At 66.5% G+C, this 25,575-nt stretch carries 16 protein-coding genes; 11 read left to right on the top strand and 5 right to left on the bottom strand.

Translation table 11 applies throughout. The features are described from left to right. Positions 1 to 1,651 precede the first annotated feature (1,651 nt). Together VKP62_12505 and VKP62_12510 are read left to right on the top strand one after the other, a co-directional pair. Positions 1,652 to 3,622 (top strand): hypothetical protein, encoded by a 1,971-nt coding sequence (locus VKP62_12505; GenBank protein ID MEB3198013.1) that lies wholly within the window; start codon positions 1,652 to 1,654, stop codon positions 3,620 to 3,622. Between the two features lie 18 nt (positions 3,623 to 3,640). Continuing rightward, a complete protein-coding gene (locus VKP62_12510; GenBank protein ID MEB3198014.1) occupies positions 3,641 to 5,197 on the top strand; it encodes a SpoIIE family protein phosphatase in 1,557 nt (518 codons plus the stop codon). Here VKP62_12510 and VKP62_12515 read toward each other — a convergent pair. From VKP62_12515 to VKP62_12530, 4 genes are all read right to left on the bottom strand, one after another. Continuing rightward, positions 5,103 to 6,146: a D-alanine--D-alanine ligase gene (locus tag VKP62_12515; GenBank protein ID MEB3198015.1), complete on the bottom strand. Its 1,044-nt coding sequence runs from the start codon at positions 6,144 to 6,146 to the stop codon at positions 5,103 to 5,105. The two genes, VKP62_12510 and VKP62_12515, sit on opposite strands and share 95 nt — an antisense overlap. Before the next feature lie 145 nt (positions 6,147 to 6,291). Further along, complete coding sequence (locus VKP62_12520; GenBank protein MEB3198016.1) at positions 6,292 to 7,356, bottom strand: NDP-sugar synthase; 1,065 nt, start codon at positions 7,354 to 7,356, stop codon at positions 6,292 to 6,294. Next, a complete protein-coding gene (locus VKP62_12525) occupies positions 7,353 to 8,417 on the bottom strand; it encodes a bifunctional phosphoglucose/phosphomannose isomerase (protein MEB3198017.1) in 1,065 nt (354 codons plus the stop codon). The genes VKP62_12520 and VKP62_12525 overlap by 4 nt, the downstream gene beginning before the upstream one ends. A 117-nt stretch (positions 8,418 to 8,534) precedes the next feature. Further along, entirely contained in the window at positions 8,535 to 10,295 is a 1,761-nt protein-coding gene (locus VKP62_12530; protein MEB3198018.1) for an S-layer homology domain-containing protein, read from the bottom strand. A gap of 165 nt (positions 10,296 to 10,460) precedes the next feature. Here VKP62_12530 and VKP62_12535 point away from each other — a divergent pair, with 165 nt between their 5' ends. From VKP62_12535 to VKP62_12555, 5 genes are all read left to right on the top strand, one after another. Further along, on the top strand, positions 10,461 to 11,354 hold the full coding sequence (locus tag VKP62_12535; protein ID MEB3198019.1) for a farnesyl diphosphate synthase: 894 nt from the start codon (positions 10,461 to 10,463) through the stop codon (positions 11,352 to 11,354). Continuing rightward, positions 11,351 to 12,154, top strand: coding sequence for a TlyA family RNA methyltransferase (locus VKP62_12540; GenBank protein ID MEB3198020.1), 804 nt, complete (start codon positions 11,351 to 11,353; stop codon positions 12,152 to 12,154). The genes VKP62_12535 and VKP62_12540 overlap by 4 nt, the downstream gene beginning before the upstream one ends. A 223-nt stretch (positions 12,155 to 12,377) precedes the next feature. Beyond that, a complete protein-coding gene (locus tag VKP62_12545; protein ID MEB3198021.1) occupies positions 12,378 to 15,068 on the top strand; it encodes a hypothetical protein in 2,691 nt (896 codons plus the stop codon). Between the two features lie 3 nt (positions 15,069 to 15,071). Next, on the top strand, positions 15,072 to 17,273 hold the full coding sequence (locus tag VKP62_12550) for a hypothetical protein (protein MEB3198022.1): 2,202 nt from the start codon (positions 15,072 to 15,074) through the stop codon (positions 17,271 to 17,273). Positions 17,274 to 17,343: 70 nt separating this feature from the next. Further along, positions 17,344 to 17,559 (top strand): hypothetical protein, encoded by a 216-nt coding sequence (locus VKP62_12555; protein ID MEB3198023.1) that lies wholly within the window; start codon positions 17,344 to 17,346, stop codon positions 17,557 to 17,559. Between the two features lie 19 nt (positions 17,560 to 17,578). Here the strand turns inward: VKP62_12555 and VKP62_12560 are convergent, their stop codons facing one another. Further along, complete coding sequence (locus VKP62_12560) at positions 17,579 to 20,746, bottom strand: BTAD domain-containing putative transcriptional regulator (GenBank protein ID MEB3198024.1); 3,168 nt, start codon at positions 20,744 to 20,746, stop codon at positions 17,579 to 17,581. A gap of 270 nt (positions 20,747 to 21,016) precedes the next feature. Here VKP62_12560 and VKP62_12565 point away from each other — a divergent pair, with 270 nt between their 5' ends. The 4 genes from VKP62_12565 to VKP62_12580 form a co-directional block, all read left to right on the top strand. After that, a complete protein-coding gene (locus tag VKP62_12565) occupies positions 21,017 to 21,868 on the top strand; it encodes an NAD(+)/NADH kinase (protein MEB3198025.1) in 852 nt (283 codons plus the stop codon). Positions 21,869 to 21,936: 68 nt separating this feature from the next. Then, entirely contained in the window at positions 21,937 to 23,340 is a 1,404-nt protein-coding gene (locus VKP62_12570; protein MEB3198026.1) for a dihydrolipoyl dehydrogenase, read from the top strand. A gap of 13 nt (positions 23,341 to 23,353) precedes the next feature. Further along, entirely contained in the window at positions 23,354 to 25,306 is a 1,953-nt protein-coding gene (gene acs / locus VKP62_12575; protein ID MEB3198027.1) for an acetate--CoA ligase, read from the top strand. A gap of 45 nt (positions 25,307 to 25,351) precedes the next feature. Next, positions 25,352 to 25,575: hypothetical protein (locus tag VKP62_12580; GenBank protein ID MEB3198028.1), on the top strand; the 224-nt coding region annotated here is incomplete at its 3' end.

Genomic DNA, 25,575 nt, shown 5'->3' on the forward strand with positions numbered 1-25,575 from the left:
TCGGGCGCGCATCGGGGCCCTGAAGCTGGAGGCCAAGGAGGCGATCGCCACACTGGGCTTCCCCGTGAGTCTGGCGGAAGACCTGATGCAGTGGGTCGACCGCGCGGGCGCAAACCAGACCCGCGCGCTGTAGGGCAGGCATGGATTTCTGTAAGACGATGGATTTTGGTAAGACGATGAATTTTGTATTAAGGAACCGTTTAAGGCAACAAGCCTGGGCTGCCTGCCACGACAAGCAGGGTCAGGTCCCGCGAGAAAGGCCGACGCCGAGACCTCAATTCGCCAGACGGGAGCGACCAGCATGACCCCAGATGGGCTTCACCAGGTGGGGGGCCCCCCACCGAAACCCTTTGTAACAGGAAGCCTTCAGGCAGCGCCTGGCGAAGCCCCCAACACGATCCAGACCCAACCGACGGGAACGGTGGGGTTCGATCCCAGCGTGGCCGACAGTTCGGCCCTGCTACCCGTGCAGGTCTCCGCGGCACCAGTCCTACCGAGCCAGGTCAGCGTGGGGGCCGCTGCCTCGGCCATGATCAGGGAAGTCCTGCCCGGGGCACAGCTGGTGGGCAACTGGACCATGGAACAGGTCGCTGACCTGAAAGCAAGTCTGCAAGCCTTGCCGCCCGCCGTTTTGCGCCAGTGGCACGGTTACGCATTCAAAGTCCTCTCCACGGTTCCGAGCGAAGGCCCGAAGCAGACTGAACGGGACACCAAAGAACTCGAAAAAAGGGCGGAACAAGACCGCCTGGTCCAGTTGCTGACGTCCGAACGAACGATCCAGATAGCCGTCGAAGCCTTCACCTTGCCCAAGCTCGGGGGTCGCAGCACGCTGACGCTCGAACTGGCCCGAGCGCTTGGGCGAAGCCTCGCGCGGGGGCGTGACCCGCGCCCGGGACGAGAATTTGCCCGTCTCTCGGGCTGGAGCGTCAGGCACCGCCGACCAGGTGGAGACTTGGGGGAGCCCGGCCGCCCGGTCGAGTCGCTCTCCCTGGCAACCCTGGCCCGTCAACGCTCGGTTCCTGGCGCCCGCCCGGGACAACCGGCCGGCACCGCGCCGCTGAGCCCTTCCGCTCTGAAGCAGGCTCCGAACCCACCCACCGGTCCCCTGCCTCCGGGACGTCGCTCGGCCTCCGTGCCACTGAGTCCGCGCGCTCCGCTCTCTGCCAGCGCCCCGCTGGTCCCGACCTCGCCAGGTGGATCGGACGCCGGCGCCCCCGTTCCGGGCGTGAAGTCGCTCACTCGGCCAGGATCGGGCCAGCCCTTCACGGGCCCTCTGGAAGGAGCGCCCCCCCCGGCAAAGGGGGCCTCCCCGGCTGCCGGTGGAGTCTCCAGTCCGCTGAGCAGCCAAGGACGACGCCAGGGCCCCGGAGGCGGCGTCGCTGACCCGCGCCAGGTCCGACCTGGCGGGCAGGCTCCGAGCGGCCCCTTGGAAAGCGGCAACCAAGCGTCCTCTGCCGGTCCCCAGATAAAGACAGGGTCGGCAGGCACTTCCCCCCCTGCGAGACCCTCGGGGCCCCTGGCCTCCGCGGGGCACTCCCAGCTCCCCTCACGACCGGAAATCGCCCGGCCGAGCACGGCTGGAGGCACGTCCCTCCGCCCGCAGGCTACGGGAGCCTCCCCTGCGGCGCCTGCCGTCGAGGACCCACTCGCCTTGCCGGTACCGGGAGGCGGTCGAATTGAGCTGGTGGACGGCAGCAGTCTCGAATTTCAGGCCACCGAAGCAGGGGGGTTCCTGGGCGAACCGGAGGCTCAACGCGACCCCGTCGCGGACCTCGGCGAAGCCTTCAAGCTGCTGGTGCATCACCCGCAGGCCCTGCTCACGCGGGCGCCGGGGAAATTTTTGATGCTCAACGCGGAAGCCAATCTCTACCCACCCGCAGACGTCAGAGCCATGGCCCTCGCGACAGGCGTGGACCTACCTGAAGTCCTGACTTCTCTGGCGGTTGCAGGCCGGGTCTCCCCGGAGACGCTGGCTCGGGTGAGCCAGCACCATGGCATTCGGTTGGATGTGGCGCGTCTGCGTGCCAGCGAACAGCGGATTCTGGCGCAGGGAGGTGACCTGGAGGCCCTCACGCGACGCTTGCGGCTCGATCTCGGCACCCGCGGGCCGGGTACCCTGCGAGACCTTCAGACCGGGCAAGCCATCTTGCAGGCTTACCGGGGCGAAGTCGCCAGAATGCAACCGGTCGGGGAAGCCGCCGCCTTCGGATTGCCGGCAAGCCAGCGGCGTTTTCCTTGGTTGGCGGGGGTCGCCCAGCAGGTGATGGGCCTGATCGGGAACGCCAGCGCTCCGGAACGAGAATTCAAGGCCCAATTCCAGGCCTTGCCACTGGCCGCCCAGCTGAGGGTATCGCCGGAACTGGCCTTGGGGGCCACGTGGTTTCGGCTCTCCCCGGAAGAAAAGGCCACCCTGCGGGACCCCGTCTCCTTGCAGGGACTGGTCGCCGCGGCCGCCGAAACGCTGGAAGAAACCGGGTATGTCCCGCAAAGACTGAATGCCAGTGAGAAGAGGGCCTTGGCCGTACGGACGCTGATCGACGCCCTGCTGGACACCGGACGTTCCGGGGCCCAGTTGCGCAGTCGCCTGGGGAGCGACCAAGAGCCGCTGGTCTCGCGGGCCCTTCGACGCGTTGACCCACTGGGCGCTCTGCAGGAACTCAGTGCCCCCAATGGCGAGTCCGTGACCAAGCTGCTGGATACCCGAACCACGGCGCAGCTCACGGACAAGCGCCTCCCCAACGAATTGAAAGCCGCCCTGACGGATCCCTCCTTCCGGGCAGCACTCACCGTGCTCGGTCAGGAAAGCCACGGCGCTGACCAATTGCGGGCAGCCGTCACGCGGTTTGCCATCCAGCAAGGAGCCAAGGATGCCGATCCGCTCAAGGTGGTTCAAGGACTCGTCCAGGCGATCCAGCAGGAGCAGCAACGGTTCATCAAGAGCCTGGATGGTGGAGCGCTGGAACTGTCGCTCTCCGAGGTCTCCCGGCAGGTGCGCGAAGGCAATACCCAGTTCGTCAGGGCCTGGCTCCAGCCCGGCGCCGGCGCCCTGGAGAAAGCCCTGGGCCCCTGGGTCAGCAGCGCCCTCTCCACCTCCGAGCGGAAGTTGCTGGAGGACCCGGACTATCGCCGACACGTCCTGGAGGAATCCCAGCACGACTTTGTCACAGGAACCTCCCTGGCCGAGGAGGCGCGCCTTTATCGGATCCAGACGGAGAACCTTCAGGAGGCCCTCGATCTGCTGACTCGCCCCGACAATGCCTTTCGACGGGAGTTTGCGGCAGACCCGGTCGGTTCCCTGGTGCGCCGTGGAATTTACCCCCATCTCCCGGTTGCCGTTCAGGAAGCCTTGGCGGACGGGGGGAAGGTACCCAAATTGGGCGAACTGGTGCGCGCGATCGAACGAACCCTGTCCCCCCTGGCGCAGAAGCAGCTGGCCCATCAACGGGAATGGGAAAATTTGCGCCGGGCGATTGGTTCCGTGAATGCCGGCAACTATCGTCCGATCCTGGGTATCCTGGATATGGGCGAGGATGATCTGACGCACCACGTCCAAACGACCCTGACCTCTGCGATGACCCACGGCGACAAGGAGATTCGAGGGGGAATCATCCGCTTCCTGTAACCTCTTTGAGCCCCATCGATGCCCCAATCCCCCTCTCGTCTTTCCTCCCCCGCGTCCGCGCGCAAGCGGTCCCTCGGCTTCTGGGCCGTCTTGTTCACCGCCTTTTTCTACTTGCTGGCCGTCCTGGGCATTCGCGGCTACCTGATGGCCTTGCACCTGGACGTGCCGGACCTGGCCGTGGACGCGCCGATCGCCTTGCTGACCGCCCTCGCCCTGGCGCGCTGGGCGCGGGGACGACGCGCGGTCACCGCCGAGAGAGAGGGACCAGCGGCTGTTTCACCGTTGTCGCCCGATTTTCGAGACATCATCGGTGACTTCGCGGCCGCCTCGCGCGAATCACTGGACGTCACGGCCAACACCGACGCGTTCCTGGACGCCGTCGCCGAATCCCTCACGCCCGCCTACCAGATGGTCGTGGTGAAGGGCCCGGAAGGCGGGCTGGAAACCTTGGGGATGCGCGGGGTGGCCGACCCTGCCGCACTGCTGCGCAAGGGTCCCAGTCAGGAAGAGGTGAGCATTCCCTTGAAGGTCGGTGACCGGATGATCGGCCGCCTCCTGCTGGGCCCCAAGGTTTCCAGTGAGGGCTATACCCCAGGCGACTTTGCCCTGCTGGATGCGTTGGGGCAGAGCCTGGCGCTCTCCCTGCGAAACGCCCAGCTGTTCGGCGAACTGGCCGGGCAAGAACGCCTGAAGCGCGAGTTGGAGATTGCGTGTGACGTGCAGATGGGATTGCTGCCGAAGAGCCTGCCCCACGTGCCAGGGGCTCTGGTGGCGGCGCATTGCTCCCCCGCGCTGGAAGTGGGGGGGGACTTCTACGATTTCGTGCAGATTGACGCCACCCGTTGGGGCGTCTTGATCGGCGACGTCTCGGGCAAGGGCGTGCCAGCCTCGTTGATGATGGCGGTCTCCCTCACGCTTTTTCGTGCCCTGGCACCGGGCATTCCCTCACCGGCCAGCACCCTGGGTCGCCTCAACAAGCTGATCCATCGGAACCGGCCGAGCAACAAGATCTTCGTGGCGGCAGTCTATTTCATTTATGACGCCCGCGACGGGTCCGTGCTGCTGGCCAATGCGGGCCATCCACCGCCCTTGCTGGACGGCCAGCCGGTTCCGGCCAAAGGCCTGCCCCTTGGCATCAATCCACGGGTCGTCTACAAGGAGGTTCGGTTCACCCTGCCACAGGGCGCCAGCTTGGCCGTCTATTCGGACGGACTTGAAGACCTGGAAGACGAGCAAGGGGTGTCGCTTGGCCACGAGCGGGTGGCAGCCCTGTTTCAGAAGGTGGCCCGCATGGAACCGCAAACCGCGCTGGAAAACCTGCGCGGAGAACTCTCGACGTTTGCAGGCAAGGCCCCTCTGCCCGACGACCAGACGGTCGCAATCTTGCAACGCCAGACCACCGGAAGCGCTGCACGACCGACTGCGTCCGGTGCCGAGAAGCCCTTGCCCGCCCGGCCCGCCGCGACGGTCCTGGCGGGGGCTACGCCTGCGGGTGCTCAGCCCGACGGGTCGAGCGACGGGCCGCCCGCTGCAGCCCATCCGACACCAGACGGTCCAGCAACACCGGCATCATGATGCCGGCCGCACGGGCCGCTTGCGGCAGCAAGCTGCCCTCGGTCAACCCAGGCAGCGTGTTGGTCTCCAGGATATACGGCTGGCCGTCCCGCAGGATAAAGTCGCTGCGCGAGGCGCCCTCGCAACCGATGCCATGGTGAGCGCGCAGAGCCAGGTGCTGGACCGCCGCCGTGAGGTCTGCGGGTATCCGGGCCGGACAGATTTCATCCGTCGCGCCCGGGGTGTACTTGGCCTCATAGTCGAAGACATCCCGGGTGCGCGGGCGAATTTCAACCAGGGGCAAGGCAAGTGGGGCGGAGCCGCCCAGCACGCTGGCCGTGACCTCCAGCCCCCGAATCCGCTCCTCAACCAAGATTTCGTCGTCATAGGGCGCCACTTCCCGCAAAGCGGGAGCGAAGGCTGGCTGGCCCTGGACCATGGCCAGGCCCAGCGTCGATCCCTGAGAGGCCCCCTTCAAGACCAGGTCTTCGCCCAGTTCGGCGCAACATATCTGAGCCAGTTCCAGCTCCGTTAGCGCCTCCAGACCCCGCTCCGCGTGCCTCGCCGCATTGCCCCGCTGCCAGCGACCGTCTCCGAGGTGGCGCCAATCCAGCCAGCGGGCCTGGGGAATGCCCAGTTCGGCGTACACCGATTTGCTACGGACCTTGTTCATGGCGATCGCACTGGCCATCACGCCAGACCCCTGATAGGGCAACCCGAGCGCATCCAGCAGACCCTGAATCGTGCCGTCTTCCCCCAGACGTCCGTGCAGCGCCAGAAAAACAAAGTCGGCTCTGGCCGCCAGTTCGGCAATGGCGGTGGCGGAATCCAGGAGCTCATTCAACTCGACCCCGAAAGCCGCGTATTGTTCGGGCGCCAGATTCTTCAGCACCATCTGGCCCGAACGCAAGGACACCTCACGCTCGCTGGAGGGTCCCCCCATCAGCACCGCAACCCTCAACTTCGCCATGGCACGCCCCCCAACCCGGCACCGGATACGTGCGTCATGGTACCTCGGATGGCGCTGGCACGCGCGTGAGCGGCGTCACCCCGGTGACGCCACTCGCAGCCATCCCGCAAGCCAGCGGGCCAGGCGGGCCCAGCGCCCCCGGTCGTTAGGGACCGACCTGCGTCCCCCGCCCCAGCGAGGAATCGTCGGCGAGTACCACATGCTGGCCCACGCGGGTCGAGGGTCCCAGCTGGCATCGCTGGCCCACAATACAACCGTCGAGCACCGTATCCTCGCCGACCAGAGAGCCGGCTCCCACCAGGGCCCGCTCCACCGAGGCGCGGTCATCCACCACGACATCCGGGCCCAGCACGGAGAATTCCCGGACCCGGGCCCGCTTCCGGATGCGCGCCCGACGCCCGATATAAAGCGGTCCACGCAGCTCCGCCGTCGGATCGATATCCGCATCAGCGGCCACCCAGATCCCATTGGCCGTGTGGGTCGCGTCCAGCTCGACCTGCACCCGTCCCATGAGGACATCCACATGGGCCTGAAGGTACTTGGCCGGTGACCCGATGTCCAACCAGTACGCCTCCGACAAGAAACCATAGACCGGCAGGCCGAGCTTCAGAAGGAGGGGAAACAGACCCCGCTCAAAGCTGAAGGCCTCACCCTCCGGTACGTATTCGAATACTTCCGGCGACAGCACGTAGATGCCGGCATTGACGGTGTCGAGGGTGGCCTCGTCCCAGGACGGTTTCTCGAGAAATCGCGTGACCCGGCCATCCTCGGCCGTGAACAGCAGGCCATAGGCCGTCGGATCGGTCACGCGCACCATCATGATGGTGGCCTTCGCCCCGCGTTCCCGGTGAGCGCGCACCAAGGCCGTCAGGTCGACGTCGGTGAGGATGTCCCCATTGAACACGACCAATGGCTCGTCATCAAAATGGGGTTTCGCCAGCAGCACCGCCCCGGCGGTGCCCATTGGCTGGGCTTCCAGCGAATAGGCCACCCGCATCCCGCTGTCCGAACCATCCCCGAAGTGGTCCTGGATGGCGGCTGAGAGGTAGTGCAGGTTGATGACCACATCTCGGATCCCGTGGCGTCGGAGCAGGTCCAGTTGGTGCTGCAGGAACGGCTTCTCGAACAGCGGCACCATCGGCTTGGGCACGTTGTAGGTCAGCGGGCGCAAGCGGGTGCCCGAGCCGCCCGCGACGATGACCGCCTTCATGCGTTGTTTTCCTCCAGCGCCAGGGCCATCCGACGTTTGAGTTCGCCGATGGCGGCGACCGGCGTGGGGTCATGCCCATTCAGCAGCCCGAGATAGACCGAGGTGTAGTCCCCCAGATAGATCATCTGCAGCTGACGGGTCAACAAATCACCGCCTTCCCCCTCCACCTCCTGAACGCCACCCAGGTGGGGACGCAGCAGGTCGAGCGTGTGAAGACGTTGGCGTTGCAGCAACGCGGTATCACCCGGGTCTTTGAAGTGAATCAACACGAGGTCAGGGTGGCCCTGCGCGGTCAGGTTCACGATGTCGTTGTGGGTGAACTCCGGCAAGTGCCCCAGCAAGGCCGTGGCCTTGGCATTCTCGTTGATCTGGCACTTCCAGCGCACTGCCACCGCCTCGGTGGAGGGCCCCGTTCCAAGCAGAAAGGGTAACCGGCCCTTCAGAGCCGTGGCGAGACGCTTGGCCGGATTCAAAGCGCTCGGCACCTCCACGGCCCAGAGCGCGCGTCGCGCGCGCAAGTGGTCGGCGATTCGCGCGACGTCCACCGCAGGAAAGCCAGGCAAGGAAGTGACCACGCCCAGCAGAGCGAAGAGCAGGTCCCCCAGGGCCGCGCGCGGTTGCCAGCCCCCGGGCAGATCAACCACCGGCAAGCCCGCCGAGCGAGCCAGTTCCACTGCCTGGCCGCCGCTGCTGATGACGACCGTGGAGACGCCACGGGCGATCGCCTGTTGCAAGGTGGAGACCGTTTCCGCCGTGTTGCCGGAGTACGTCAGGCAAATCAGCAAGCACCGCGCCCCCACGTAGGCAGGCAGAACATCGCCACGGTGGACCAGCACCGGCACAGGGGCTGCGTCCAGCGCCCAGGTTCGGAGCACGTCACCGCTGATGGCGGAGCCCCCCATGCCGCACACGAGCACCATGTCGAAGGTGCCTGATGGCAGCGAACAGGCCTTTCCCCGCGCGAAAGCGGCTTCGATCACCTCCGGGAGGCGGTCGACACAACCGAGCATGCCGGAAGTATCCTGGTCCGTCAGGGCAGCAGGGTCATCGAGTGCGTGCATAGGAAAAACCTCTTCCGAAGGGCCGACGCACCCGGGGGTCGCTCGGGAGGGCGCGCCGGACGTAAATTACCACATCGAAAGGCCCCTGCGCCCAGCTGAATGGCCAAGCCGCTTCGTTCAGAACGTCAGCCCCGTGGAGAGGGCCAGCTGGTCGTGCGTGAAGGGCGCGGCCGAGAAAAGCCCCTGTGGGCTGCCCAGGCCAAATTTGCCCCGGGAATACTCGAACTGAAGGGCGGGCAGGTCGAACAGGGCCAGCTCAGTCTGGAGGGTGAGGCCTGACGCAAAAGGCGTCTGGAGGGCGCCGTTCAGTCCATCGGGGCCGCCTCCCGTCTGCTGCAAGGCGAGGGTGAAGGACGGGATGATCAGCACAGCCGGGGTGCGCACCAGCAAGCCCAGCGACTGAAAGTCGGGCTGGGTTGGGCCGTTCGGTCGGGTCGTGAATTCGATCAGACCCGGTCGCGCCAGACTGGGCGTCAAGGATGCCAGATGACCGGAAAGCCAGCCGAGATGAAGTCCCACGCCGGTATCGAGCAGGTTGCTCGACCCCAGCCGCAGCGCGGCACGATGGGAAGCCCACGAGGTCGGCGAGAGCGCCCCTTGGGCCAACCATTCCCCCGTCAGCGCGAGCGCCTCACCGCCCAGTTCGAACCCTGCCGCCGCGAAACGGTTGCGGGCCGATGGATCCAGCCAGGTCCCGTTCGGCGCGCTGGTCAGGGCGTGCAGGCGGGCAATACCGCCATCGAACGCCGCGGCGGCGACCATCCGGCTTGGCTGGTCCCACTGCGCAAAGGCCGGCAGGGAACTCGCCGTGAGGGTGGTGCCTCCCTGCAACAGCGGACCGCTGAGGCCACCGCGCGTGAACCCCAGGCCGAAGCGCAGGGGCCCGCTGACGAACTGGGTGGTCGCGAGCACGTCCCCCTGGGCCCCGTAGAGCTTGCTGTTGTTGGGGTCGACGAAGTCGATCGCAGTCTCGGTACCCGGCTGCCAGACCGCCGCTCCGCCGGGCGCATTCGCCAGCGTGGGCTGACCGGCGGTATCCAGGTCCAGCCCAGGTGTCCCGACGAAGCCGAAGCCCCCCGTGCCGTTGCTCCACACGCTGGCTTTGAAGGGGTCCGCTTTGGCATGGCCATAGCTGAGATGCTGACGCAAGGAACCGACGCCGGCATGGATGTCGGCCCAGCCAGGGTTGTACCGCATCAGCGCCTTGGACAGGTACACGTCCATCACGGGACGGCTGGTGCTGCCGCGCAAAAAGGCGTTGGCCGCGCTGGGAGGGGCATACAGGTCCGCCATCAGGGTGCTCTGAAAGGCCAGGTCGCGCGGCAGCTTGGCCTCGAAATCGAGCGCCTGACGCACCCGAAAATCAGCATCAGGCAGCGTGGATAGGGTGTTGCGGGGATCCGAGAGCCAATCCCGGTAGTCCACCCGCACGCTGCCTGAGACCTTCAGGCGCTTGTCGACCTCGCCAATGCGGTTCTCAAGGCCATCCAGGCGTTCCTTGACCAGATCGAGCTCTTCCCGGAATTCACGTTGCAAACGGGCAATCGTGCGCAGGTCTTCCGGAGCGATGCCCGCATCCGGCACCGGCGTTCCCGTGGCGATCGCAATCCGTCGCTCGAGCGTCGCAATCAACTTGGCCAACGCAGCAGCCAGCTCGTAGCGACTGACGGTGCGAGCACCCTGGAAACTCTTGTCCGGGAAGCCCGACATGACGCCGTATTTCTCGCTCAGGCTCTGAATCGCCTGGGCGGCCCAGTGCTCGGAGCTGACATCGCGCATGTCGGCCACCCCGGAGGCCGCCCAGGCCTGAGGAACCGGCAGCATCGCCGCGCAGACGACTGACAGGGCAAACGAGCGAAAGCATCCAGCGCGTGACACGGGTAAGAGTCCCTCCAGAGGTAGGAGCAGTGGCCCCGATCTTGTATCGGATCAGGGCGAAGGCGACAGTGACCTTGGTACGAGCCAAGCCTGCGACGCATTTACAAGACCTGCCCGCCCCGGCATCATGACGCGTCCCGCGTTTTTCTGGGAGGAGTCGCTGTCGTGCCCTCAGCTGCCACGTTTGACCTGCCAACCTACTGGCAAGGCTGGAAAGAGGCCGTCGACGCTGAGCTGGCCCGGCTGGTGGCGACCGGCGAGCCTGCCCGACTCTGGGAGTCGATGCGTTACAGCCTGCAGGCGGGGGGCAAGCGCATCCGCCCCCTGCTGTGTCTGGCCACCGTCGAAGCCCTGGGTGGCCAGGCGCACGAAGTTCTGACCGCTGCCTGCGCCGTGGAACTGATCCACACGCAGAGCCTGATCCACGACGACCTGCCCGCCATGGACAACGACGACCTGCGGCGCGGGCTGCCCACCAATCATCGGGTCTTCGGTGAGGCGCAGGCCATTCTGGCCGGGGATGCTCTGCTGGCGTGGGCCTTCACCGCGCTGACCGCGCCCACCGCCGGGCGAGATGACCCGCGGTCGCGCCTCGCGGCGTTGGACGAACTGGCCCGTGCGACGGTGGCCATGATCGCCGGACAGGTCGTCGACATCGAATCCGAGGGCAAGGCCGTGGGCCCGGAGACCCTCTCGTTCATCCACCGCCACAAAACCGGCGCCCTGATCCGGGCGGCCGTTCGCATCGGGGCTCTGCTTGGCGCGGCGGACGAGCGACAGGCCCAAGCCCTGGACGCCTATGCCGACGCGCTGGGACTGGCCTTCCAGATCGCGGACGATATCCTCGACAGCACGCGGACGGCGGAAGAGTTGGGCAAGACGCCCGGCAAGGATGCGGCGGCCGGCAAGGCGACCTATGTGACCGTGTTTGGCCTGGACGAGGCCCGTCGCCGACTCGACCAGACCACGGAGGAATGTCTCGCCACGCTGGGAGGCTGGGGCAGTGAGGCCAACCCCCTGCGGGCGATCGCCCGCTACGTGGGCGCGCAGGTTCAATGACGGACAAACGTCGCCTGGACCAGTTGCTGGTGGAGCGTGGTCTGTTTCCCTCGCGCGAACGGGCGCAGGCGGCCATCATGGCCGGTCTGGTGCGGGTGGGCGATCGCCCGGTCACCAAGGCGGGTCAAGCCGTCTCGGCCTCCGCGGAGGTGCAGGTCACGGGGGAGGTGCATCCCTATGTCAGCCGAGGCGGACTGAAACTGGCACGCGCCTTGGAGGCATTCGGCGTCGATCCGGCGGGGCGGGTGGTGCTGGATGCAGGCGCCTCCACCGGGGGCTTCACCGACGTCTGCCTGCAGCGAGGGGCGCGCCTCGTCTACGCTGTCGATGTGGGATACGGCCAGCTGGCCTGGAAACTGCGCCAGGATCCCCGGGTGGACGTGCGGGAACGTCAAAATGTCCGCCATCTGAAGCGGGAGGATTTCACGGAACGCCCCTCCTTGGTGGTCGCGGACCTCTCCTTCATCTCGCTGGACAAGGTTCTCCCGGCGCTGTTCGCCCTGCTCGGGCCCGAGGGTGAAGCGATCACGCTGGTGAAACCCCAGTTCGAGGTCGGCAAGGGTCAGACCGAGGCAGGCATCGTTCGTTCCCCGGAGGCCCATCTGGCCGTGCTGGCCCAGGCCCAGCGCGAGGCCTTGAATCTCGGGTGGCACCTGGTCCACCTGACCCATTCCCCGATCAAAGGCCCTGAAGGCAATATCGAATTTCTGGCCCACTGGCAGCCCGTCGCGCCGGAGCAGACGCCGGACCTGGAGGACGTGGTGCAAGCCGCCCACCGCAGTCTGGTCTCGCCCGCGTGAATCCGGTCACTGCCCGGACGGCCCGGCCAAGCTTGGGTAGAACATGTTTGGCGTCTGCGACGGCGCTGCCCTTTCAGGTTTCTGCCGCTAGCAGAGGAGCCACACCCGCCGCATGACGTATCGAGGGCCCACACGTTCTTGCTCCCTGAGACCGTCCGGAGTCGCGCGAGCCCTGCTCGGGCTGACGCTTTTGCTGGCCGCCTGCGCGCCGGGTGGCGTACCGATGGCCAAGTCACCGCTGACCCGCATCCGCGGAAACACCGCGCCAGGAACCAACCCAGGCCTTCCCCCGCGTGACCAGACCCCGGGCGCCACGGGCAAGACGCCCAACGGGCCCCAGGTTCCGCTCCCGCCCCCGCAGGACCCCCCGCTGACCCTGACCCCCACGGTCCCCTTGCCCATTCCCCTGCCCAGTTCTGCCGTCGTGCCGCCCCCTCCTAGAGGAGGCGGTTCTGGCGGCGGAGGAAGCAGTGGCCCCGCGGCGCCACCACCGCCCCCAGGACTGTATGGAACCCTGACGGCCCCCACCCGCCTGCTCTCGGGCGACGGGGCCGCGATCATTAGCAACAACGGCTCCTCCGTGATCAGCAACGGCGGCGCCAAGCTGATCTCCAACAACGGCGGCGGGCTGGTCAGCGACCAGGGCGGCTCCCTGCTGGGCAAGGTGCGCCTGTACCGGGCCGCAGGGCCTGAGGCGCCGCGCTATGCCTTGCTGGCTGCGGAACCTCATCGGGCCCTCACCCAGGCGTTCCTGTACCTGACCAACCGCGACGAACGCTTCTTCCTGGACAGCCAGGGCAAGGTCCTGGCCACCACCGTCGACGGGGCCGGGCGTTTCCAGTTTGCCTCCGGATACCCCCTGGGGCAGGATGTGGTCGTCAACGCCTGGCTGAACGACAACCTGCGCCTGACGGGCTTCATCGTGCCGGCCGGAAGCTCCAACGAGATCAACCTGAACCTGGGCTCGACGATGGCCACCGAACTGCTGCGCGGCGACGCGTTCCGGCGCGGCCGCAGCCTGGTCAGCTATGCCTTTCAGACCTTTCGCGAGGTGGCTGTCCGAACTCAGGACGCCATCGTCGCCGGGATCCTGCCCTCGGTGCTGACGGAGATCGACGAAACCAACCAGCCACGCCAGGTGGCGCGGTTTGACCTGCGAGCTGAACGGACCGAAAACCTGCGCAATCAGTATGTGGTGGCCCTGACGGCCGCCGAGGTGACCAACGCGACGTTGCGTGCCATCTCGGACCTGTGGAAGACGCTGCTGGGCGAACGGCCGACCGCCATCACCTCCATCCTCGGCAATGGGGAAGCGCCCACCGTCGAAGGCAACCTTGCCAACTTCACGCAGCTGGGCTTCGCCAGCGGCGATGTGAGAGATGGCTCCCTGCCGAAGCCCTTGACCATTCCGCTGGGGTTCAACTACGGCGTGGCCGTCTCCCACACGCGCAACGCCTACGGCGGGCGCGACGTGTTCATTTCTTGCGCCACCGCCGCCGGCAGTAGCGGCCACATTCGCTGGCTGCGCCTCGACGCGGCCGGCGCGCTTCGCAAGGTGACCAGCTTGTGGTTGCCGACTTATGCCCTGGGCCAGCCGCTGGGGATCTGCATCGAACGGGAACCGAGTGCCGATCCGGCCAATCCCGGTTCCTTGCTCGTGGCAGACCCTGGTGTCAACAAGATCATGCGCGTATTTATGGTCGACCAGGCGGTTCCAGGCAGCACCCTCTATGAGCCTGGCCATCCCCTGGCGGGCGTGTCGGACCCGTTCGACCACGATAACGACCCCAGCACCCCGCCGGCCAGCGTGACCTTCCCGATCGAGCGGCACCGGGTGGAGGTGGTGGCTGGTGAGGACTTCCCGTTGAACAACCCGACCGATCCCTTCTACGGGTTCATCAGCCGCGAACACCCGCTCTGGCTCGGGTTCCTCAACTCCAGCGAAGCGAGCTTCCCGGATTATATGGCCTCGCAAACCCTGGTCCTCCCGACCAATTACGCCTCGGCCACCACCTCGAACTGGCGCACCGGGGATGAGGGGCCCCGTAATGACGTCAATGGCAACCCGATTCCCAACCCGGCGCGCTATGCGCACATCGAGCAACCGTGGGACGTGGAGGTCGACGAACTCGGCAATATCTACATTGCCGACAAGGGCAATCACCGCATTCGGATGATTCCCAAGGTCACTGGACGATATTTCAACTACGAAACGCCGCTCTACAACAATCTCGGGGAGGTGCTCGGGCGCAGCGGCACTGCCCCGCTCATGCAGGCCGGGGCTATCTACACAATTGCCGGCAACCCCACCTGGGACCCGGCCAACACCCCTGTGGGGGGAACGGGCTGGCTGGGCCACTACGGCGGCGATGAAAGCCATGCCCAGATGGCCAAGTTCGACCAGCCCCTTTCCCTGGCCTGGAACCCTCAGGATGAATGTCTATACGTGGCGGATTATGATAACCAGCGGGTGCGCAAGATCAGCCGCGCCACCGGGATCGTGACCACGGTGGTGGGCCTGCCGCCGGGGCCTCGCCAAAGCAACGGACAGGGCGATTTCGACTTCCCACCGGCCACAGGGGCCAGCAGTCTGGGCCAGGGAGTTCCGGCCGTGACCGCTCAGCTGAGTTACCCCAGCGGCCTTGCCTTCGACAGCCGGCACCGGCTTTACATCAACGATCGCGGCGCCGGTTTGATCCGAATGGTCGACGCCAGCGGCACGATCCGGACCATTGCCGGTCGATACCACAGTCCGGGAACCAACGGGACGGATAACGCCTTCGATGGCGATGCTCGGAACTATGCGGACCTCTACGACACCGAAAAGCTGGACGTCGATCCGGAGGGCAACGTGCTCCTGCAAGACTACCGCCATGGTCGCCTGCGCAAGCTTTGGCGGCAGTGGGAGAACTGAACCATGGCGTCCTCACGATTTCATGCCTCCATCCTGTCGCTTATGTTGCTGTCCGGCTGCACCGGGGCAGGCAGCAACGTCGCCCTTCCGCGGGGGCCAGCGGAACGAGTAGGGAGCAAGGCCAGCGGCCCAGCACACGCCAGCACTGCGGGGCAGATGGTGGCAGCCCCCTCGTTGCTGCCACCGGTCCCGGCGGGTACCCGGGAATTCCGTGCTCTGACGAACCCGGCGGACCTCGTCGGCACGGTCACCCTGAACGAGTTGCAGGACGATTATTTCGCTTCCAACGCGGTGGCCTATCGCCTGGCGCAGGCGGTGGGGCCGGTTCGCAGCGCCCTGGTGACGGTTTCGTCGCTGGATGAGCGCCTGTACACTCGCAACGGACAGGTCGTTCAGGACACCACCGCGACCGGCGGAGCCTTCACGCTCACGGCCAGCATCCCCGCCACCGCCCCCTGCGTGGTGAACGCCTTGCTGGCGCGGGGGCACCGGCTGAGCGCCATCGTTCCCGCGGGCGCGAGCCACACGGTGCTCGACGAGTCGACGAGCATGGTGGCTGAACTGGCGCGCTGGCAACTCTACCCGGACGCGACGGCCACAGGCCCCTCGCTGGCGGACCTGACGGCCCCGGACCTGGACACCTTGCTGGCGCGCACGCGAACGCTGGCCCCCCAGGTGCCCCTGGAAGACACGGGGGCGTCCTTGCCCCTGATCGAAGCGTTGCGCGCGGGTTCGGGCCACATCCTTCGAAACGCCTACGTCGAGGCCTTCGGCAGCCGGGTGACGGCCGGGGGCGCCAGCACGCCCGTGGTGGCCAACGAGCTGTCGGAGCAGTGGTTCGGCCTGCTGGGGTTCCGCCCGCTGGCCTTGACGCGCCTGGCCGGTATCGGCATCCGAGGATACGCTCAGAGCGATGGGATGCCGGCGCTGACGGCGCAGATCGTGGAACCCGTCGACGCGGTCAGGGACGACGCGGGCCATCTCTTTTTCACCCAGGATGGGGTCCAGCTGGTCTCGATGGTGCCGGCGGCGGGGGCCAACCTGTCTGGTCCCCTTTATGGCGCCAATGAGCCCAGTCTGACAGGCGATAACCTCTACACCATCGCGGGCGTGGTCAATGGCCCTCCGAATCCGAACGTGTGGGAATCCGCCTTCCGGGGGGCAGCCGACGCGACCCTGGGCGACGGCGTGCCGATGCAGCCGGATGGGTTTCCGCTCTACAACCCCGCCAAGCTGGCCGTCGAAGAGGCCACCGGAACCGTCACCCGCAGTTCGCTGTATTTCACCCAGCCCCTGACGGGACGAGTCATGCTACTGCCGGGTGGCGACATCCGCCACTTTCACCGCGACTCGCTCGCCTCGCCAGCCTTTGAGCACACCAACCTGTATAGCGTAGCCGGGCGGGGCATTCCCCTCGATCCCATCGAAGGCGCATCCTGGGGACCGCCCGCGAACGGCCAAACGGCGCAGTCGGCCTGGCTGGCCAAACCGACCGGGTTGCAACGGGATGCCGCGGGCAATCTCTGGATCCTGGATGCGGGCCTGGAGGACTTTCCAGGCGCGGTTCTGGTGGTGCGAGAACAGGACGGTCTGATCTTCCGCGTGCCGCTGACCCTGGAAGGTGCCCCTTACACCCCGGATGGGGCGCTCGACTTGCGTCTGTCGCCACCTTCCGCGGCGCAACCGGAACTGTACGTGGCTGACACGAGGCGCCACTGGGTCTTCAAGTTCACCCGACAAGATCCGGCCACTTTCAGCGTGGGGACCCCGCCGGCGACCCAGGCCATCACCCGGGTGGTGGGCAAGCGAGACGTGCCGGGTTTCATCGACACCCAGTTGCCAGGCGTGAACTACCCGTCGGTGTATGAAACCACGCGCGGCATTCCCGACCCCGATGGGAACGTCGCTCCGACCGCGGTGACGGCCCTGCTGAACCTGCCGGGATCGATCTGCTTCACCGCGGATGGGCACCTGCTGGTCGGAGACACGGGCAATGGCCGGGTGCGCCTGAAACAGAACGGCAAGGTCTACACGCTGGCGGGGGGGTTCGACACGCGCTACCTGACAGGCGATGCGCGCCTCGCCTACCTGCCCTCCTTGGGGTATATCAACCTTGACCCTCACGGCGGGGTGCTGCTGACCGACCGTCGCGAGGCGGTGGTGCGAAACCTGCACATCCAGCGTGGCCCGCTGGTCAGTCCCTGACAATTTCCACGCAAGTTTGCGGGTCTCTGTCGCGATACACATGGTGGAGTGGGTTGGTGGAGGTGGTTTTATGCGAGAAATTTCGCACAAGCGCGCTGCGGCGCCGGTAGAGAGCAAAGCACCGGCTCAAAACAAGGCGCAAGCCCCCAAGGCTGAGGCGGAGCCGCAGCCACAGCCGACCTTCAACGTGGACACCTGGGTGCGCTCCCAGCCCAACCCGGCCGGGGACATCGGCGGTTACAGTGGCTTCAGCAGCTCCGCTCCCAGTTATGGAGGTCGCCGCTAGGGCGGCAGACACGCCGCGGTCAGCGCAGTTGCGCAGCGAGGTCGCGGTAGGCCCGTTCGAAGGCCTCACTCGGCGAAACGCCCCATTCTGACTTGAGCGCCTTGCGACAGTCCCAATAGACCTGGCGAACTCGTTCAGGCCGCCCCAACTGGCGCTGCACCTCCATCATCGCGAGGTAATGCTCCTCGTCACACGGCGCAAGCGCAAGCGCCTGGCGCAAGGTGTCGTCCGCGCGCTTGAACTCTCCGCGCTCGCATTGCAGTCGCGCGAGCCACGAGCAAGCGCGACTCACCCGCCTGCGCAAACCATCTCGCACAGGCTCGAAATAGCTCGCATAGAACCCTTCCGGGAGCACGTTTCCCCGCACATCGGCGAGTGCCCGTTCAATGCCAGCACGGGCGGCGGCCGGGTCGGTCAGCATCTGCGCCTCGGCTCGGCTCAGTTCACGCTCCACGCGCATCAGGTCCGATTCTCCCAACAGGGTCCAGTCCAGCACGTAGCGGTCCTCTTCAAAGCGCAGATAGCGGGAAGCTTTTCCACTGGCGAGCTCAGGCTCGAGCGCCCGACGGATGGCCACCACATCCGCCTGCAGGGTCTTCAGGTTGCCAGGCGTGACCGATTGCAGCCCCAGCACCTCCGCCAGCGACGAGACCGTCAAACCTCGCGGGTGCAGCACCAGCGCCGCCAGGACCAGCTTGGTTTTCTTGCGCAACGCATGGTCGAGCGCCACGCCGTCACGCAGAAACTCAAAGGCACCCAGGCAACGGACGGCATGGGAGCAAGCGGTCGGTGGCGTGAGCACGTCACCGGCAGGCGCCTCACCGGCCTCGCTCCACCGCCCGACCCAGCTGTTGAAGCGCTCGGCGAGCCAGGGGTCCTCCGCCGCCAGAAAATCGTAGCCCTCGCGTTCGGCGATCGCCTGGCTCTGCCGCGCCGCCTCGCGAGCGGCCACGACGTCTCCAGCGGCAGCAGCCACCAAGGCCTGCAGTCGCTGAGCCCTGGCGAGCAGCAACTGTGCCCCGTGAGCTTCCAGGGCCGGCAGCAACCCGTCCAGCAGGGCCTGCGCACCCGCCACGTCTTCCAACTCCAAACTGGCACGCGCTTGAGGCAGCAGCAGGGCCAGATCGTGCAAGCTGCGAAGCTCCGACGGGCCAGTCTGGGCCGCGAGATGCTTCACCCGCGCGGGCTGGTGGCGCGCCACCCAGAGCCACAGCAATCGCTCCAGCGGAATCTTTCGTCCCTCCGCGTGCCCCGCCTCCGCGAAGATATCCAGAGCGGTATGCAGCGCCTGTTCGGCCTCGCGCCAGGCGCCACGTGCCGCGTGCCAATGGCCGATCACGGTCTGAGCAATGCCCCGTTCCTGAAAGTCGAGCACATCCGGCCAGGTCGCGGGCAGCGCTCGCAAGCGCCTCTCCGCGTCATCCACCCGGCCTTCCACCAGTTCGAGGGAGGCCAGCAAGAACGCCAGGTAAAGTCGATAGCCGGGCATCTGCCACTGTTGCGAGATATCCAGGGCCCGCTCGGCGTGGCGGCGCGCCGCCCTCAAATCGCCGCGCAGCCAGGCCACCGTGTAAAGGTTCATCAAGGCCGTGGCATGGCAGGCCGCGACCTCCCCATTGGCCTCGACCGGCACGGCCAGGGCGGCTTCGCTGCAGGCCTGCATCAGGACCAGGTCCCCGCGATGTTCCGCGGCCACGGAGCGCACCACTTCCAGATCGGCCCGGTCCTCGGGGCGGGCCGCCTCACGCAGCGACTCCAGCTGATCCAGGCGCTGCGCAAAGGACGTTTGCTCGCCAGTGAAGAGGTCCAGCACACAACGACGCAGCGCGACCTTGAAGGCGCCGCCCGGGTCGCCGCTGCCTTGAAAGCCCAAGGCCGCTTGCTCGTAATGATGAGCGGCCTCGCCCTGCTGCCCCCGCCGCAGGGCGAGATGTCCCTGCCAGAGCCTCAACCAGGGGCTCGAGGCCTGCGTATCCGCTGGAAACTGGGCCAACAGGGTCGCGACCGCCTGGTTTCGACCGTACAGGAGCAGACCTGGAATGGCCCTCTGCGCATCCTGCAGCGCCTGGGGCCATTGCTGCGCCGCAATGCGGTGGTTCAGGGCCAGTTCCGGCTGGTCTTGGGCCTCGTACCAGCGAGCCGCCCGCCCGTGCCAGGCCTTCCGCGTCGCCGGTAACACGCTGGTCTCGCACAGGTCCCCCAGGTAGGCCTTGAGATAGGCCGGAAGGCGATAGCGGCCTTCGCCCTGGGACCTCAGCAACATGGCGCCCGCCAGTTGCCTCACCTGCTCCTCGGCATCGGACGCGTCGAACACCTCGCTCAGGGCCGTCACGCTCACCTCGTGCAGCAAAGAGGCTTGCAACAGCAGGACGCGCCGCGCTTCGGGCTGGCCCAGGAAAAATTCCTCCGCCACATACGATGCCAGGCTGGTCACGGAGTCGGGGCCTTCCACGCGCCAGGTTTTCAGGGGCGTCTGGGCCCCCAGCAGCCAAGTGACGCCGAGCGGCCAGCCCTCCAGCCGGGCCAGTTGGTCCTGCCAGACCGGCTCCTGAAGCTTGGCAGGGGCGTGTTGCGATAGCAGGCCTTCGGCCTCCTCAGCCGAAAAGCGCAGCTGCTCCGCCCCCCATTCCAGCACCCGGCCGCGCGCGATCAGGCGAGCCAGTGGCAGGTCGAGCCGCCGGCGGGTGGTGATGAACAGTCGCGTGCCTGGAGGCAAGGCCTCAAAGCTCCCGACCAGGGCCTCGACCAGCGCCGGATTAGCGTCTTGCAGGTGGTGAAGGTCGTCGAGGACCAGATGGAAGGCGGGCAGATTGTAGGCGGCGATCGCCTCGAAGAAGCGACGGGCGAGCAGCCGGGTCGGAAGGTTGCCGGCCTGAATCAGCGGTTCGAGTTCCCGTCCGAAATCAGGGATATGTTGCCTGACCCCCACCGTGAGCGCGGCAAAAAAAGACGCGTCATCCGTGTCGTAAGGGTCGGCCGTCAGCCAGACCAGCGTGGCTGTGGGCTCCCGGCTGGCCAACTGCCAGGCCAAGGTGCTCTTGCCGTATCCGGGCCCCGCAGCCAGCAGCACCACCGGTGGCAGGCGTTCGTCTGTCAGCAGCGCCTTGCGCGCGAACGAGAAGGCCGGTGGCTCGGAGGGAGCGAGTTTGGCTTGGTGGCGCCAGGCTTCGAACATGCCAAGCGCCACTTACCCTCCGCACGTGGCCGAGAAACGGAAGCTGAAATTAGCGACGGAACTTGGTCTTGCCGATCAGGGCACGGACGGGGGTCTGATTCTGAAACATCGCTCTCTCCTCCTCAGCGGCCCCTCCAGTCTCCGGTCGGTGGGGCGCTCTCTCTGGGAATAAGGTCGGGGAGGGCAGTTGGCTCGCGGTTGGATTTCGGCCACTCTGGGTTAAGAAAGCAATAAGCCCACCGTGGTCGTCCGCAGAAAGTTCCATCGGTCAGCGAGGTACCCGTGAAACGCATCGTGGTGGTCCACGCCGAAAACAAGCCGCACATGTCGGCCTATCTGGCGGAACTGCGGGATTGGCTGGCCCCCTTGGGTTGGGCGGCCAGCGTGATGTCAGCACGCACGCCCCACCCTGGCGACGTGAGCGGAGCCGACCTGGTGCTCGTGCTGGGAGGAGACGGCACCTTTCTGACTGCCGCACGGCTGGCCAGTGGCGCTCCCGATGGGCCCATTCCGCTGCTCGGAGTCGACCTTGGACGCCTCGGATTTCTCTCCGAGGTGGCCTTCAACGAACTTCCGCAAGCCCTGGAGCGTTTTGCGTCCGGCGACTTTCGCCTGGAGGACCGCGCCATGATGCACGCCCAGGCCTTTCGGCAGGGCGAAGCACTCGGAGACGGCTACGCGCTCAATGACTGTGTCCTCTCAAAGGGGGCCTTTTCGCGGCTGGTCGAGCTGGCCACCTACGTGGACGGTGCTTACCTCACCACCTACGATTCCGATGGGCTGATCGTGGCAACCCCGACCGGCTCGACTGCCTACGCCCTTTCTGCGGGCGGACCATTGTTGACGCCGGATCTGCCGGTGTTCGTGCTCGCCCCGATTTGCCCACATTCGCTGTCGGCCCGCCCGATCGTCCTGTCCGACCGGGTCAACATCCGGGTGGTGGTCGAGGGGCCGGCCGACCTGGAACTGGTCCTGTCGGCGGACGGCCAACCGGGAATTCCGGTCCGGATGGGCGACCACGTGGTCTTCACGCGGGCCTCGCGCCGCGCCCGACTGGTGAAGTTCGATCGAATCGACTTCTACGCACGACTTCAGAGCAAACTGGGCTGGGGCCCCACCCGACGACCGAACTGAAACCCGCACCATCCTCTGTCGGGTTCCCGATTGAGGCGGTAAAATGCCGAGGTCAGGTTGCCGCGAGGATGGTCGTGACTGATTTTGACTTCGATCTCGCCGTGCTGGGCGCGGGTTCGGCCGGCTACTGGGCAGCTCGGACGGCCGGGTCGGCAGGGGCGCGCGTTGCCCTGATCGATCCGGGGCCGCTCGGAGGGCTTTGCATCCTGCGGGGCTGCATGCCCACCAAAGCCCTGCTGCGCAGCACCGATGTGTTACATCTGGCTCGCCATGCCTCGACGCTCGGCGTCGAGGTGGGTCCTGTGGGCTTCGATTTCGCCCGGATCATGGCCCGCAAGGCACACTGGGTCGAAGACTTTGCTCGCTACCGACGCGAAGGGATCGAATCCCAGCAGGGTTTCGAGTGGATTCAGGCCGCGGGGCGTTTCCTGGACGCCCACACGCTCCAGGCGGGCGATCGCCGCCTGACCGCCAAGGCCATCCTGGTGGCAACCGGCTCCCGTCCCTGGGCTCCGCCGATTCCGGGGTTGGCTGAGGCCGGCTACTGGACCAGTGACGACGTGCTGGCCCTCGAGCGCCCGCCGCGCTCTCTGATCGTGATGGGCGGGGGCGTGATCGCGTTGGAACTTGGCCAGTTCATGGCGCGCCTAGGCGTCGAAACCACGCTGGCCGTGCGCGCCGAGCGCGTCCTGGCGAGCGAGGATGGCGACGTCTCGGCGGAGGTCGCCCGTTGCATGCTGAACGAAGGAATCCGCCTCGAAACCCGCCTGCAATTCCATCGGGTCACGCGCACCTCGCAGGGCTACCGGCTGGAAGTGGAACGAGACGGCACCACCTTCGAGTTGGAAGCCGAGGCCCTGCTGGTGGCAACCGGTCGCGTACCGGCTGTGGAGGGACTCGATCTGGACGCCGCCGGGGTTCACCACCTGCCCCAGCGCATTCCGGTAGACGCCCATCTGCGCACCAGCACACGTCACATCTACGCCGTGGGAGACGCGGCCAGCCGGCACCAGCTGGTGCATGTGGCCATTGCCGAAGGCACGTACGCCGCCCGCCACGCCTTGGGGGAGGCACTGCCGGCTTTCGATGATCGCCTGCTGGCGTGGGCGATCTTCTGCGACCCCAACGTCGCTCGGGTGGGGCGTTCGGAGGCGGAGTGTCGCGCTGCGGGCATTCCGCATGTGGTGGGTACCTACCCCTTCAACGACCAGGGCAAGGCGCTGGTCGCCAATCTCACGGACGGCTTCGTGAAGGTCATCGCCCATCGTGAGACGGGTGAAATTCTGGGCGCCGCGGTGGTAGGCGCGGAGGGGGCCGACCTGATCCACGAGATGATCGTGGCCATGTACTTTCATTCGACGTGTCGGCAGTTTCTGGAGATTCCCCATCTCCACCCCACCCTGGCGGAGATCTGGCTCGAGCCGGTCGAAGCGTGTGAAGAGGCGCGCCAGAGCGCGTGCGTCGCCTCGTGAGCAGGAGGTCCCGGTGAGCACCGAAATCACATCCGTCTTGCATGAGACCCGGCTGTTCCCGCCGCCGGAAGCCTTCGCCTCACAAGCCCACGTGGGGTCGATGGAGGCCTACGAGGCGCTGCGACGCGAAGCGGCCGCCGCCCCGGACGCCTACTGGGCCAGCCAGGCCCGGGCGTTGCTGCATTGGGACCAGCCTTTCGAGCAAGTCCTGGACTGGTCGAATGCGCCCTTTGCGCGCTGGTTCGCCGGCGGAAAGCTGAACATCAGTGCCAATTGCCTCGACCGACACCTGCAGACCTGGCGTCGCAACAAGGCGGCCATCGTCTGGGAGGGAGAGCCGGGCGACACGCGGGTCCTCACCTACCACGAGTTGCACCGGGAGGTCTGTGGTTTTGCCAACACGCTCAAGCGCCTCGGCATCGCGGCAGGTGACCGCGTCGTGCTGTACATGCCGATGGTGCCGGAACTGGCGATCGCCATGCTGGCTTGCGCCCGCATCGGCGCGACCCACAGCATCATCTTCGGGGGCTTCTCGGCGGAAGCGATCAAGGACCGCGTGAACGACGCCGGCGCCAAACTGGTGGTCACGGCGGATGGAGGCTACCGACGCGGCGCGACCGTCCCGCTCAAGGTCACGGTAGACGCTGCGCTGCAGCACTGCCCGACGGTGACGGACGTGGTGGTGCTGCGCCGAACCGGCGAGGCTGTGACCATGCAAGCGGGGCGGGACCATTGGTGGCACGAACTGGCCGCCTGCACGACCTTCGACTGTGAGGCCGTGCCACTCGACAGTGAGCACCCGCTGTTTATTCTCTACACCAGCGGGTCGACCGGCAAGCCCAAAGGGGTGTTGCACAGCACGGCCGGCTATCTGCTGAATGCCACGCTCACCACGCGCTGGATCTTCGACTTGAAGGACAGTGACACCTACTGGTGTACCGCCGATATCGGCTGGGTCACGGGACATAGCTACGTGGTCTACGGGCCGCTCTCCAACGGTGCGACCAGCGTGATGTTCGAGGGGGCGCCCAACTGGCCGGAGCCGGATCGCCTCTGGCAAATGGTGGAGAAGTATGGGGTCACGGTGTTTTACACCGCCCCGACCGCCATCAGGGCCTTCATGAAATGGGGCGAACAATGGGTGCGCAAGCACGACCTCGGCTCGCTGCGGCTGCTCGGCACGGTGGGCGAGCCGATCAATCCAGAGGCCTGGATGTGGTATCACCACATCATCGGGGGCGGACGCTGCCCGATCGTCGACACCTGGTGGCAGACGGAGACGGGCGGCATCATGGTGGCCCCGTTCCCGGGCGCCACCCCCACCAAGCCAGGCACCGCCACCTTGCCGCTGCCTGGCATCGATGTGGCGATCGTCAACAAGCACGGGGAGGAACTTCCTCGGGGCCAGGGCGGCTTCCTGGTGGTCCGGAAACCCTGGCCCTCCATGTTGCGGACGCTCTGGGGTGATGACGAGCGTTTCGTGAACACCTACTGGAAAGAAATCCCCGGCATGTACTTCACGGGAGATGGCGCCCACCAGGACGAAGACGGCTACGTCTGGATCATGGGGCGCGTCGATGACGTGATCAATGTATCAGGTCACCGGCTGGGCACGATGGAGATCGAGAGCGCCCTCGTCAGCCATCCGGCCGTGGTGGAGGCTGCCGTGGTCGGACGGCCAGACGACCTCAAGGGTCAGGCGGTGGCGGCCTTCGTCACGCTGGGACCTGGTCATTCGGCCAACGATTCACTGAAAGCAGACCTGAAGGCGCACGTGGTGAAAGAGATCGGGGCGCTGGCTCGCCCTGACGACATTCGTTTCACCGAAGCCTTGCCGAAAACCCGCAGTGGCAAGATCATGCGGCGCCTGCTGCGGGACATCGCAGCCGGCAAAGAAACGGTGGGCGACACCACCACGCTGGAAGACTATGGCATCCTGGCGAAACTCCGGCAAGATGAGGAATAGCGGAACCACGACGGGTTTCGCTCACGGCGGGGGGCGACTCCTGCCGTGACGTCCGTGTGGTCCCTGGCACTTCGCCTCTGGGCGGCCGTCCCCTGCCTGATGGCCTACCCGCTGGCCAGACTCGGCACGCGCCTGCAATGGCAACTGACGCCCCCGCGCATCTGGGCCATCTACTTGCTGTTGAGTGGCCTTGCCTTGCTCGCGGGGTTACTGACGAGCTTGGTGCTCCATCGGTTGGGTCTCGTGCCGGCCCCATCCCACGGTCGCGC

It is taken from the genome of Candidatus Sericytochromatia bacterium, from assembly GCA_035285325.1.
GTDB lineage: Bacteria > Cyanobacteriota > Sericytochromatia > S15B-MN24 > JAQBPE01 > JAYKJB01.

Bases quoted from the DNA above. Each gene is read 5' to 3' on its own strand.
- VKP62_12510 (MEB3198014.1), top strand. From the start codon at position 3,641: ATGCCCCAATCCCCCTCTCGTCTTTCCTCCCCCGCGTCCGCGCGCAAG.
- VKP62_12515 (MEB3198015.1), bottom strand. From the start codon at position 6,146: ATGGCGAAGTTGAGGGTTGCGGTGCTGATGGGGGGACCCTCCAGCGAG.
- VKP62_12520 (MEB3198016.1), bottom strand. From the start codon at position 7,356: ATGAAGGCGGTCATCGTCGCGGGCGGCTCGGGCACCCGCTTGCGCCCG.
- VKP62_12525 (MEB3198017.1), bottom strand. From the start codon at position 8,417: ATGCACGCACTCGATGACCCTGCTGCCCTGACGGACCAGGATACTTCC.
- VKP62_12540 (MEB3198020.1), top strand. From the start codon at position 11,351: ATGACGGACAAACGTCGCCTGGACCAGTTGCTGGTGGAGCGTGGTCTG.
- VKP62_12545 (MEB3198021.1), top strand. From the start codon at position 12,378: ATGGCCAAGTCACCGCTGACCCGCATCCGCGGAAACACCGCGCCAGGA.
- VKP62_12550 (MEB3198022.1), top strand. From the start codon at position 15,072: ATGGCGTCCTCACGATTTCATGCCTCCATCCTGTCGCTTATGTTGCTG.
- VKP62_12555 (MEB3198023.1), top strand. From the start codon at position 17,344: ATGCGAGAAATTTCGCACAAGCGCGCTGCGGCGCCGGTAGAGAGCAAA.
- VKP62_12570 (MEB3198026.1), top strand. From the start codon at position 21,937: ATGGTCGTGACTGATTTTGACTTCGATCTCGCCGTGCTGGGCGCGGGT.